The organism is Serratia sp. (in: enterobacteria) (assembly GCF_052400455.1).
GTDB classification, from domain to species: domain Bacteria; phylum Pseudomonadota; class Gammaproteobacteria; order Enterobacterales; family Enterobacteriaceae; genus Serratia; species Serratia ureilytica.
The window spans coordinates 1,749,992-1,762,853 of record NZ_CP185812.1; the positions used below are offsets into that span (position 1 = coordinate 1,749,992).

General features: G+C 57.3%; 9 protein-coding genes. 6 read left to right on the forward strand and 3 right to left on the reverse strand.

Going from position 1 to position 12,862, the window contains the following annotated elements:
- Positions 1-160 precede the first annotated feature (160 nt).
- From pflB to ycaO, 3 genes are all read right to left on the reverse strand, one after another.
- Positions 161-2,443: a formate C-acetyltransferase gene (gene pflB / locus ACORQT_RS08360; RefSeq protein WP_004928286.1), complete on the reverse strand. Its 2,283-nt coding sequence runs from the start codon at positions 2,441-2,443 to the stop codon at positions 161-163.
- A gap of 54 nt (positions 2,444-2,497) precedes the next feature.
- A complete protein-coding gene (focA, locus tag ACORQT_RS08365; protein ID WP_019454548.1) occupies positions 2,498-3,358 on the reverse strand; it encodes a formate transporter FocA in 861 nt (286 codons plus the stop codon).
- 460 nt (positions 3,359-3,818) lie between these two features.
- Positions 3,819-5,582, reverse strand: a complete 1,764-nt coding sequence (gene ycaO, locus ACORQT_RS08370) for a 30S ribosomal protein S12 methylthiotransferase accessory factor YcaO (RefSeq protein WP_164057181.1) — start codon at positions 5,580-5,582, stop codon at positions 3,819-3,821.
- 148 nt (positions 5,583-5,730) lie between these two features.
- On the opposite strand from ycaO, the gene ansB reads away from it, so the two are divergent.
- The 6 genes from ansB (at position 5,731) to ihfB (ending at position 12,718) form a co-directional block, all read left to right on the forward strand.
- Entirely contained in the window at positions 5,731-6,777 is a 1,047-nt protein-coding gene (gene ansB, locus ACORQT_RS08375; protein ID WP_033650671.1) for an L-asparaginase 2, read from the forward strand.
- Positions 6,778-7,079: 302 nt separating this feature from the next.
- The gene (gene serC, locus ACORQT_RS08380; RefSeq protein WP_028127991.1) at positions 7,080-8,165 is read left to right on the forward strand and encodes a 3-phosphoserine/phosphohydroxythreonine transaminase; all 1,086 of its coding nucleotides are present in this window, start codon (positions 7,080-7,082) and stop codon (positions 8,163-8,165) included.
- A gap of 113 nt (positions 8,166-8,278) precedes the next feature.
- Entirely contained in the window at positions 8,279-9,565 is a 1,287-nt protein-coding gene (gene aroA, locus ACORQT_RS08385) for a 3-phosphoshikimate 1-carboxyvinyltransferase (protein ID WP_033650672.1), read from the forward strand.
- Positions 9,566-9,823: 258 nt separating this feature from the next.
- Positions 9,824-10,513 carry a (d)CMP kinase gene (gene cmk, locus ACORQT_RS08390; RefSeq protein WP_004928270.1) on the forward strand — a complete coding sequence of 230 codons (690 nt, stop codon included), beginning with the start codon at positions 9,824-9,826 and terminating at the stop codon, positions 10,511-10,513.
- A gap of 184 nt (positions 10,514-10,697) precedes the next feature.
- Entirely contained in the window at positions 10,698-12,371 is a 1,674-nt protein-coding gene (rpsA, locus tag ACORQT_RS08395; protein ID WP_004928267.1) for a 30S ribosomal protein S1, read from the forward strand.
- 62 nt (positions 12,372-12,433) lie between these two features.
- Positions 12,434-12,718 carry an integration host factor subunit beta gene (ihfB, locus tag ACORQT_RS08400; protein ID WP_004928264.1) on the forward strand — a complete coding sequence of 95 codons (285 nt, stop codon included), beginning with the start codon at positions 12,434-12,436 and terminating at the stop codon, positions 12,716-12,718.
- Positions 12,719-12,862 lie beyond the last annotated feature (144 nt).

Consider the following 12,862-nt stretch of genomic DNA (forward strand, 5'->3'; position numbering starts at 1 on the left):
GCCGGTCAGTTGCCGGATAACTGTTTTGCCGGCTATCCATTCAGTATAGATATCCGGCAAAACAGACTCGCACAGAGTCAGGGGAGAGCGGTGGGAGAAAAGGGCCGGCAGAACCGGCCCCGACGTTGGCACCGGGCGGTTTCCCGCCCGGTCGGCGTTATTACATCGTTTGAGTGAAGGTACGAGTAATGACGTCCTGCTGTTGCTCTTTGGTCAGCGAGTTGAAGCGCACGGCGTAACCGGAGACGCGGATGGTCAGCTGAGGGTATTTCTCAGGATTTTCCATCGCGTCCAGCAGCATTTCGCGGTTCATTACGTTGACGTTCAGATGCTGGCCGCCCTCGATGGAGGCTTCATGGTGGAAGTAACCATCCATCAGGCCCGCCAGGTTGGCTTTACGCACGTCGTCGTCTTTACCCAGCGCGTTAGGCACGATGGAGAAGGTGTAGGAGATCCCGTCTTTCGCGTAGGCAAACGGCAGTTTGGCTACCGAGGTCAGGGAGGCGACTGCACCTTTCTGATCGCGACCGTGCATCGGGTTGGCACCTGGGCCGAACGGTGCGCCTGCGCGGCGGCCATCCGGGGTGTTACCGGTTTTCTTACCGTACACCACGTTGGAGGTGATGGTCAGTACGGACTGAGTCGGTACCGCGTTGCGGTAGGTGCGCAGTTTCTGAATTTTCTTCATGAAACGTTCCACCAGGTCGCAGGCGATGTCATCGACGCGGGCGTCGTTGTTACCGAACTGCGGATACTCGCCTTCCACTTTAAAGTCGATAGCCAGGCCGTCTTCGTCGCGAATGGTGGTGACTTTCGCGTACTTGATGGCGGACAGGGAGTCGGCCGCAACGGACAGACCGGCGATGCCGCAAGCCATGGTGCGATAAACGTCACGGTCATGCAGCGCCATCAGCGCAGCTTCGTAGCTGTACTTGTCGTGCATGTAGTGAATGATGTTCAGCGCGGTCACGTACTGCTTGGCCAGCCAATCCATAAAGTGGTCCATGCGGGCCATGACTTTGTCATAGTCCAGCACTTCGTCCATCATCGGCGCTTCTTTCGGGCCGACCTGCATTTTCAGTTTCTCGTCAACGCCGCCGTTGATGGCGTACAGCATGGTTTTCGCCAGGTTGGCGCGGGCGCCGAAGAACTGCATTTGCTTACCGACGATCATCGGGCTGACGCAACAGGCGATGGCGTAGTCATCGTTGTTGAAGTCAGGACGCATCAGGTCGTCGTTTTCGTACTGTACGGAAGAGGTGTCGATGGACACTTTCGCCGCGAATTTCTTGAAGTTCAGCGGCAGCTTCTCAGACCACAGGATGGTCATGTTCGGCTCCGGCGACGGCCCCATGGTGTACAGGGTGTTCAGGAAGCGGAAGCTGTTTTTGGTGACCAGGGTACGGCCGTCGACGCCCATACCGGCCAGGGATTCGGTCGCCCAGATTGGGTCGCCGGAGAACAGTTCATCGTACTCAGGGGTACGCAGGAAGCGCACCATACGCAGTTTCATCACCAGGTGGTCGATCAGTTCCTGCGCTTGCTCTTCGGTCAGTTTGCCCGCCTTGATGTCGCGTTCGATGAACACGTCGAGGAAGGTGGACACGCGGCCGAAGGACATGGCGGCGCCGTTCTGGGATTTCACCGCGGCCAGGTAGCCGAAGTAGGTCCACTGCACCGCTTCTTGGGCGCTGGTGGCCGGGCCGGAGATGTCGTAACCGTATTTGGCGGCCATCTCTTTGATCTGAGCCAGAGCGCGATGCTGTTCAGCGATCTCTTCGCGCAGCTGGATGGTCATTTCCAGGTCTTCGCCGTTTTCCAGTTTTTCCTGCAGCGATTTGAACTGGTTCAGCTTGTCGGCCATCAGGAAGTCGATGCCGTACAGCGCCACGCGGCGGTAGTCGCCGATGATGCGGCCACGGCCGTAAGCGTCTGGCAGACCGGTCAGCACGCCGGATTTACGGCAGTTCAGGATGTCTTTGGTGTAAACGTCGAATACGCCCTGGTTGTGGGTTTTACGGTATTCGGTGAACACTTTTTTCAGCTGCGGATCCAGTTCGCGGCCGTATACTTTGCACGAACCTTCGACCATTTTGATGCCGCCGAACGGGATCAGCGCGCGTTTCAGAGGGGCGTCGGTCTGCAGACCCACGATGGTTTCCAGCTCTTTGGCGATGTAACCCGCGTCGTGAGAAACGATGGTTGAAGCAACGTTGGTGTCGAAATCAACCGGCGCATGAGTGCGGTTTTCCAGTTTGATCCCTTCCATAACCTTGTCCCACAAGGTGGTGGTGGCTTGAGTTGCGCCAGCCAGGAAGGATTCGTCACCTTCATAAGGCGTGTAGTTTTTCTGGATGAAGTCACGAACGTTGACTTCATTCTGCCAGTCACCCTTGCTGAAACCTTCCCAAGCGTTGGCTAATTTCTCGTTAAGTTCGGTCATTGTACACCTACCTTTGATTGTGGATTTCTAACTCTGCGCGCGGTAACTCACAGCTTAGTGCTGTTCGCGGCCCCCGCGCAGATAAATTACCCAGTAAGTCAACCCAACCAGCAGACCGCCGCCGATGATGTTACCAATGGTGACCGGAATCAGGTTGTCGATGATGAAGTTGCTTACTGTCAGATGAGCGAATTGCTCAGGTACCGCCCCTACGGCTTGCCAGAATTCCGGCGTGGCGAAGTGTTTGACCACGATGCCCATAGGGATCATAAACATGTTGGCGATGCTGTGTTCGAAGCCGCTGGCGACAAACATACCGACCGGCAGCACCATGGCGAGCATCTTGTCGGTCAGGGTACGGCCGGAGTAGCTCATCCAGACCGCCAGGCAGACCATCAGGTTAGCCAGAATGCCGAGGCAGACGGCTTCGATAAAGGTGTGATGCAGCTTGTGGTCTGCGGTTTGCAGAACATTCAGGCCCCACTGGCCGTTGGCGACCATATACTCGCCGGAGAACCAGATCAGCGCCACGAAGAACAGCGCGCCGACCAGGTTGCCGAGATAAACGTTCAGCCAGTTGGCGCCCAGTTGGCCCCAGCTGATGCGGCCGCTGGCCTTGGCGATGACGATAAGCACGGTAGAGGTGAACAGGTCGGCGCCCGACACCACCACCAGCATTAACCCGAGAGAGAAACAGATGCCGCCGACCAGTTTAGCCAGCCCGAAAGGCACGCCGGCGGTGCCGGTGGTCGCCGTGATGTAGAAAACGAAGGCGATGGAAATGAAGACACCGGCGGTGATCGCCAAATAAAACGTTTTCAGCGGATGTTTGGTGGCTTTATACACGCCGGCATCTTCAGCGATTTTCGCCGTTGCCGCAGGTAAAATCAGATCGAATGGGCTGTCAGTTTTCAAACTAACTCTCGCTCTTAAGGGTTAAAACAACGCAATGAGATACTAGCAAAGCAGTATAGGGGAAAATTTGATTTGGATCATAAGGCGGGGAAGTAGAGCGCCAATATGGCATGTTTTTTGTGTGGTTTTTATGGTTAATTTATTGAATTTAAACAAAAAACAATTTTTTAATGTTTGCAGTTTTTTTTGAATACACCCAATGTGCCGAGGGTGTCAAAGTTAAATTTTTAGGCGTTTTGTCGCCGTTCGTCGCTGAAAGTTTAATTATCGGTTAATTATTATTTCACCGTCAGGCAACAATCGCCGGTTTATTTATTCTTATGCTCGTTTAACCGCCTATTTTCCTGCGGGAAAATAAAACAGGATGCGTTGAAATAAACCGCAAAATGAAAACGCCGCAGCGGAGTGCGGCGTTTGACCGGGGAGGGTACCCCAAAAGTGGCGGTACCCCCAATGGCGATTAGGCCTTGGCCCAGTGACGGCGCTTGGCCGCCTGCAGCTTCTCGTAGGCCGCCAGCAGCGCCTGATGGGCCGGCAACGCCTTCAGATCGGCATCGACGGCGAACAGCCCGTTGAAGCGTTCTTCACCGCTGATGGCGGCCGAGGCCGCGTCCACCGCTTCCTGGCCGTACATTTTCACGAACGCGGTATAGTATTGCGCCGCTTCGCGCTCAGGCTCCTGCGCCAGCAGCAACAGCGTTTGCAGGCAACGGTAGTAGTTGCTGCGCGCCGGGCTCAGCACCGAGGCGTTGAAGTCCTGCGTCCATTCGGTCCAAATCAGCGCCTGATCCAGATCGCCGCCCGCCAGCGCCAGCATCGACTTCAGCTCGCCCACGCGCAGGGTATACCAGGCGTTGTCTTTGCCGCTGGCAATGCCCAGCAGTTCGCGTACGCGGGTGAAATCGTCCAGCCCTTCGTCGTCCAACTGCTCGATCAGCGCCAGGTATTCTTCCGGCTCCCACTCGCTGCCCGGCAACGCCAGCAGCGTATCGCGCAGGTGCGCGCCCATGCTGTTGTTGGCCAGCAGCAGGTCTTCCGCCGGGTAGATATCGGACATGCCCGGCACGATGATGCGGCAAGCGTAGACGCCCAGGTGTTCGTAGTCGGCGATGTACACTTCCGCGTCTTCTTTGTCGAAGATGCTCATCAGGGTGGCGAACTCTTCCTGCGTGCTGCCGCTGAAGTTCCAGTCAACGAACGGATAGTCCGCGTCCTGCTTGAACAGATCCCACGAGATCAGGCCGCTGGAGTCGATGAAGTGCGTTTCCAGGTTGGTGTGTTCCGCCACTTCTTCGTCATCGAAGGTCGGCGCGGTGAACACGTCGAGATCTTTCAGGCTGCGGCCCTGCAGCAGTTCGGTCACCGTGCGCTCCAGCGCCACGCCGAAGTCCGGGTGCGCGCCGAACGAGGCGAAGCAGGTGCCGTTGGTCGGGTTGAACAGCACCACGCAGATCACCGGGTAGTTGCCGCCCAGGGAGGCGTCGTAGGAGAGGATTGGGAAACCTTCCTCTTCCAGCTTGGCGATGGCTTCCACCACGCCCGGGTAGCGGTTCAGCACCTCGTCCGGGATCGCCGGCAGGCTAATGGATTCGGCGATAATGCGGTTTTTCACATAGCGCTCGAACACTTCCGACAGGCCCTGCACGCGCGCTTCGTTGGCGGTGTTGCCGGCGGACATGCCGTTGGAAACATACAGGTTGCCGATGATGTTCATCGGAATGTATACCGTTTGCTGATCGGACTGACGGGTGAACGGCAGCGCGCAGATGCCGCGATCGGTATTGCCGGACTGCAGATCAACAAGATCGCTGGCGCTCAGCTCTTGTTGCGGATCGTAGAAGGCGTGCAGACGCTCGTCGAGGATGCCGGCCGGCAGCGCATCGTCCGCCGGGATCGGGAACCATTTCTCATTCGGGTAGTGCACGAAGTCGCCTTCGGCGATCTGCTTGCCCAGATAGAAATCGGCGAAGAAGTAGTTGGTGGACAGGCGCTCGAAATATTCACCCAGCGCAGAGGCCAACGCGGCTTTTTTGCTGGCGCCTTTGCCGTTGGTGAAGCACAGCGGGCAATCGCGATCGCGAATGTGCACCGACCATACGTGCGGCACCGGGTTCAGCCAGGAGGCTTCTTCGATGTTGAAACCGAGATCGCTCAGTTTCTGCTGGAAACGGGCGATGGAATCTTCCAGGGCGGCGTCTTTACCGGGGATAAAAGTTTGCGTCATTGTCTTCACTTTTTGCGCGTACTAAAAACGCGCAATGATACGGGGTTTTACGCTGGAGCTCCACGTATTCCTAAAGCGGCGGCAAAGTCACAGTTTTTTTAAGGATAAAGGCCATAATTCAGCGAGTTATCTGTCACGGAGAAATCTAATGAAATCAGTGAAACTCAGCGTGTTAACCCTTTTGTTGACCGGCGTCAGCGCCTCGGCGCTGGCGCTGCCCAACATCACCCTGCTGGCGACCGGCGGCACCATCGCCGGCGGCGGCGATTCGGCGACGAAATCCAACTATACCGCGGGCAAACTGGGCGTCGAGGCGCTGGTCGATGCGGTGCCGGCGCTGAAGAACATCGCCAACGTGCAGGGGGAGCAGGTGGTTAACATCGGCTCGCAGGACATGAACGATCAGGTCTGGCTGACGTTGGCGAAGAAAATTGACGCCGACTGCGGCAAAACCGACGGCTTCGTCATCACCCACGGCACCGATACGCTGGAAGAGACGGCCTATTTCCTCGATCTGACGGTGAAGTGCGACAAGCCGGTAGTGCTGGTCGGGGCGATGCGGCCGGCGACGGCGATGAGCGCCGACGGCCCGTTCAATCTGTATAACGCGGTGGTGACGGCGGCGGATCCGCAATCGGCCAACCGCGGGGTGCTGGTGGCGATGAACGACAGCGTGCTGGACGCACGAGATGTCACTAAAACCAGCACCACCGCCGTGCAAACCTTCCAGTCGCCGAACTTCGGCCCGCTGGGATACATCCACAACGGCAAGATCGATTATCAGCGTTCGCCGCAGCGCAAGCACACCCGGGAGACGCCGTTCGACGTCAGCAAGCTGAACGAACTGCCGAAGGTCGGCATCATTTACAACTACGCCAACGCCTCCGATGCGCCGGCCAAGGCGCTAATCGCCGAAGGGTACCAGGGCATCGTCAGCGCCGGGGTCGGCAACGGCAACCTGTATAAAACCGTGTTCGACACCCTGGCGACGGCGGCGCACAACGGCGTGGCGGTGGTGCGTTCTTCGCGCGTGCCGACCGGCGCGACCACCGAGGATGCGGAAGTGGACGACGCCAAATACGGTTTCGTGGCCGCCGGCACGCTGAATCCGCAAAAAGCGCGCATTCTGCTGCAGCTGGCGCTGACGCAAACCAAAGACGCGAAGCAGATCCAGCAAATGTTCAATCAGTACTGATCGTTTTCTCTCCTGCGGGGGCCGTCCGGGCTCCCGCAGCCATCTCGGCTGAATACAGCATAAAACACCGCGTTAACCCGCTGAATTTCCCCATGTCGCAGGGTTTTATCGTCCAAAAAAACGCGCCGGCCGCAGAGCCTGTCATCACCCGGTGCGCCTGTTTGCCGCCGGCGGGCGAATAAGCGTTGCAGCCATGGGGCGTGAGTGATAAAACCGATGGGTTGGTTAACGCGAGCGTTAGCTTCGGGCATCTTTTCGACAGGTCGCTTTTCTGCGGCGAACAGTGAATGTGGTGAGGGGAAATGACTCAGGTTTATAATTTTAGCTCTGGCCCGGCGATGCTGCCGGTGGAAGTGTTGCGTCGTGCGGAACAGGAACTGTGCAACTGGCACGGCCTGGGAACGTCAGTGATGGAGATCAGTCACCGCAGCAAAGAATTCATCGCCGTTGCCGAGCAGGCGGAACAGGATCTGCGCGATCTGCTGAAAGTCCCCTCCAACTACAAAGTGCTGTTTTGCCACGGCGGCGCCCGCGCGCAATTCGCCGCGCTGCCGCTGAACCTGCTGGGCGACAAGGCCACCGCCGACTACATCGACGGCGGCTATTGGGCGCACAGCGCCATCAAGGAAGCGGAAAAGTATTGCACCCCGAACGTCATCGACGTGAAAACCCGCATCGACGGCCTGAGCGGTATCAAGCCGATGAAAGAGTGGCAGCTGAGCAACGACGCGGCTTACGTGCATTATTGCCCAAATGAAACCATCGACGGCGTAGCCATCGATGAAACGCCGGACTTCGGCGACAAAGTAGTGATCGGCGATTACTCCTCGACCATCCTGTCCCGCCCGCTCGACGTCAGCCGCTTTGGCGTGATTTACGCCGGCGCGCAGAAAAATATCGGCCCGGCCGGTCTGACACTGGTGATCGTGCGCGACGATCTGTTGGGCAAGGCGCGTAAAGAAGTGCCGTCGATCCTCGATTACACCGTGTTGGCCGAGAACGACTCGATGTTCAACACCCCGCCGACCTTCGCCTGGTACTTGTCCGGGCTGGTGTTCAAATGGCTGAAAGAGCAGGGCGGCCTGGTGGAGATGCAAAAACGCAATCAGGCCAAGGCCGAGTTGCTGTATGCGACCATCGATAAATCCGACTTCTACCGCAGCCAGGTGGCGATCGCCAACCGCTCGTGGATGAACGTGCCGTTCCAGCTGGCCGATGCGGCGCTGGACAAGGTGTTCCTCAGCGAAGCCGAGGCCATCGGCCTGCAGGCGCTGAAAGGCCACCGCGTAGTTGGCGGCATGCGCGCTTCTATTTACAATGCGATGCCGCTGGCCGGCGTACAGGCGCTGACCGACTTTATGACCGATTTCGAGCGTCGTCACGGTTGATTCCGTCAGCTCGCCGGGCGCGGGCTGACCAAGCTGTTGTCCTTTTGCATTAAAGCGGCTCCGGCATTATTCCGGAGCCGTTTCGTTTATCAGAATTGGAGAGTTTTGTTCACATGGTGGATTCCCTGACGTTACAACCGGTCGCCCTGGTCAATGGCACCGTCAACTTACCCGGCTCGAAGAGCGTTTCCAACCGTGCTCTGCTGCTGGCGGCGCTGGCGGAGGGAACGACCCGGCTGACCAACCTGCTGGACAGCGACGATGTGCGTCATATGCTGAATGCGCTGCAGGCGTTGGGCGTGAACTACCGGCTTTCCGCCGACCGCACCGTGTGTGAAGTGACCGGCGTGGCCGGGCCGCTGGTGGCCGACCAGCCGCTGGAACTGTTCCTCGGCAATGCCGGCACCGCGATGCGCCCACTGGCGGCGGCGCTGTGCCTTGGTGAAGGTGATGTGGTTCTGACCGGGGAACCCCGCATGAAAGAACGCCCGATCGGCCATTTGGTGGACGCGTTGCGCCAGGGCGGGGCGCAAATTGATTACCTCGAACAGACCGATTATCCGCCGATTCGCCTGCGTGGCGGCTTCCAGGGCGGCGACGTCACCGTTGACGGCAGCGTCTCCAGCCAGTTCCTGACCGCGTTGCTGATGACCGCGCCGCTGGCGCCGCAGGATACGCAAATCCACATCAAAGGCGAGCTGGTTTCCAAGCCGTACATCGACATCACGTTGCACCTGATGCGCACCTTCGGCGTATCGGTGAGCCACGACAATTACCGGGTGTTCCATATTCAGGGGCGCCAGACGTATATCGCGCCGGGCGACTATCTGGTTGAAGGTGACGCTTCTTCCGCGTCCTACTTCCTGGCGGCGGCGGCGATCAAGGGCGGCACCGTGCGCGTGACCGGCATCGGCCGCAAAAGCGTGCAGGGCGACACCAAATTCGCCGATGTGCTGGAGAAGATGGGGGCGCGCATCACCTGGGGCGACGATTTCATCGAGTGCAGCCGCGGTGAACTGCGCGGCATCGATATGGACATGAACCACATTCCGGATGCGGCGATGACCATCGCCACCGCGGCGCTGTTCGCCGAGGGGCCGACCACCATCCGCAATATCTACAACTGGCGGGTGAAGGAGACTGACCGTCTGGCGGCGATGGCCACCGAGCTGCGTAAAGTGGGGGCGGAAGTTGACGAGGGCGAAGACTACATTCACGTCGTGCCGCCGGCCAAACTGCAGTTCGCCGAGATCGGCACCTACAACGATCACCGCATGGCGATGTGCTTCTCGCTGGTGGCGTTGTCGGATACCCCGGTGACGATCCTCGATCCGAAGTGCACCGCGAAAACCTTCCCGGACTATTTCGAACAGCTGGCGCGCATCAGCCGGCCGGCGTAACGGTCAGATCATTTCTTTTAAGGCCCCTTTGCGGGCCTTTATCGTTTTTAACCCCCGGCGACCGGCGTTTCTTCTATACTTTTTCGCGGTTGTGCGCTTATTTTCAACAACCGGACAGTTCCAGGGTAACAGATCGCCGTAGGGCAGCGTATAATACGCCACCGTATTTGCCCCTGATTGGGCAGGTGACAGAGCGCCCGGGCTTCGAGTCGAAGCGCGCCGTGTCTCTGTGAGGTTTTCTACCTGAAGGAGAGAGAAATGACGGCTACAGCCCCGGTGATAACCGTTGATGGACCAAGTGGCGCAGGCAAAGGCACGCTGTGTAAAGCGTTGGCCGAGTCCCTTGGTTGGCGTTTGCTGGATTCCGGCGCGATCTATCGCGTGCTGGCGCTGGCGGCGTTGCATCATCAGGTGGATATCACTTCTGAGGAAGCGCTGGTTCCGCTGGCCGCACATCTCGATGTTCGCTTCGTTGCCCAGGACGGCAAGCTGCAAGTGATTTTGGAAGGTGAGGACGTCAGCAATGAGATCCGCACCGAAACCGTCGGCAACACCGCGTCGCAAGCGGCGGCGTTTCCGCGTGTGCGCGAGGCGCTGCTGCGCCGCCAGCGCGCGTTTCGCGAGGCGCCCGGCCTGATTGCCGATGGCCGCGACATGGGCACGGTGGTGTTCCCGGACGCGCCGGTCAAGATTTTCCTCGACGCCAGCTCGGAGGAGCGCGCGCACCGCCGCATGCTGCAGTTGCAGGAGAAGGGCTTTAATGTTAACTTTGAACGTCTTTTAGCCGAGATAAAGGAACGGGACGACCGTGACCGTAATCGGCCTATCGCGCCTCTGGTGCCCGCTTCTGACGCCCTCGTGCTGGATTCTACCAGCATGTCGATCGAAGAAGTGATCCGGCAGGCGTTGACGTATGCACAGAAAGTGTTGGCGTTGCCGCAGCAATAAGCGCGGCGGCGCTATTGGCTTTTTGTCATATTTGTCATAGCGGTATCGCAATATATCGGGTAAAATTTTACCCCTGTAACCTTAAACCCTGTCGGCATGGAGCCAATGGCGGGGTATGTGAAACAACCCCATTCGGCGGGACGCTAAATGGACGTTAAACTAAAGAACCCTGAAGATTAACAACATGACTGAATCTTTCGCTCAACTCTTTGAAGAATCCTTAAAAGAAATCGAAACCCGCCCGGGTTCCATCGTTCGTGGCGTCGTTGTTGCTATCGACAAAGATATCGTACTGGTTGACGCCGGTCTGAAATCTGAGTCTGCCATCCCGGCTGAGCAATTCAAAAACGCCCAGGGCGAGCTGGAAATCCAGGTTGGTGACGAAGTTGACGTTGCTCTGGATGCTGTTGAAGACGGCTTCGGTGAAACCCTGCTGTCCCGTGAGAAAGCTAAGCGTCACGAAGCTTGGATCACGCTGGAAAAAGCCTACGAAGAAGCTGAGACTGTAACCGGTGTTATCAACGGCAAAGTGAAGGGTGGCTTCACCGTCGAGCTGAACGGCATCCGCGCGTTCCTGCCAGGTTCCCTGGTTGACGTGCGTCCGGTACGTGACACTCTGCACCTGGAAGGCAAAGAGCTTGAGTTCAAAGTCATCAAGCTGGATCAGAAGCGCAACAACGTTGTCGTTTCTCGCCGTGCGGTTATCGAATCCGAGAACAGCGCTGAGCGCGATCAACTGCTGGAAAACCTGCAGGAAGGCATGGAAGTTAAAGGTATCGTTAAGAACCTCACTGACTACGGTGCATTCGTTGATCTGGGCGGCGTAGACGGCCTGCTGCACATCACTGACATGGCTTGGAAACGCGTTAAGCATCCAAGCGAAATCGTCAACGTTGGCGATGAAATCACTGTTAAAGTGCTGAAGTTCGACCGCGAGCGTACTCGTGTATCCCTGGGCCTGAAACAGCTGGGCGAAGATCCATGGGTTGCTATCGCGAAACGTTACCCAGAAGGCACCAAGCTGACTGGCCGTGTAACCAACCTGACTGATTACGGCTGCTTCGTGGAAATCGAAGAAGGCGTTGAAGGTCTGGTACACGTTTCTGAAATGGATTGGACCAACAAAAACATCCATCCGTCCAAAGTTGTTAACGTGGGCGACGTAGTGGAAGTGATGGTTCTGGACATCGATGAAGAACGTCGTCGTATCTCCCTGGGCCTGAAGCAGTGCAAATCCAACCCATGGCAGCAGTTCGCAGAGACCCACAACAAGGGCGACCGCGTTGAAGGTAAAATCAAGTCTATCACTGACTTCGGTATCTTCATCGGCCTGGACGGCGGCATCGACGGCCTGGTTCACCTGTCTGACATCTCCTGGAACGTTGCAGGCGAAGAAGCAGTACGTGAATACAAGAAAGGCGACGAAATCGCTGCGGTTGTTCTGCAAGTTGACGCAGAGCGCGAGCGTATCTCCCTGGGCGTGAAGCAACTGGCTGAAGACCCGTTCAATAACTACCTGTCTATGAACAAGAAAGGTGCTATTGTTACTGGTAAAGTCACTGCAGTTGACGCCAAAGGTGCTACAGTTGAATTGGCAGGCGGCGTAGAAGGTTACCTGCGTGCATCTGAAGCCTCTCGCGACCGCATTGAAGATGCAACTCTGGTTCTGAACGTAGGTGACGAAGTTGAAGCTAAATTCACCGGCGTTGACCGTAAGAACCGCGTTGTAAGCCTGTCCGTACGTGCTAAGGACGAAGCTGACGAGAAAGACGCCATCGCAACTGTTAACAACAAACAGGAAGAAGGCAACTTCTCTAACGCAATGGCTGAAGCTTTCAAAGCGGCTAAAGGCGAGTAATGACGGGGGGCGGTCTCTGACCGCCCCGATACGGTAGTTTAGCTGCAAAGCTTGGAGGTACTATGACCAAGTCTGAACTTATTGAAAGACTTGCTGGCCAGCAATCTCATATTCCGGCGAAGGCCGTTGAGGATGCAGTGAAAGAGATGCTTGAGCACATGGCCGCTACGCTGGCCGAGGGCGAACGCATTGAGATCCGCGGATTCGGCAGTTTTTCTCTTCACTACCGTGCCCCGCGTGTAGGTCGCAACCCGAAAACCGGTGACAAAGTTGAGCTGGACGGCAAGTACGTTCCTCACTTCAAACCAGGCAAAGAGTTGCGTGACCGCGCCAATATCTATGGCTAGTCGCTGACTGCTCATAGCGTTGTTGCTTGAAAAGAATATAAAACGGTGCCTGTAGGCGCCGTTTTTTTTGCCTGCAATTCTCCGCGATACGCTCGCGAGTTGCGTACTGCACCGCATTGACGATGTGGCTCCTGCATAGATCTC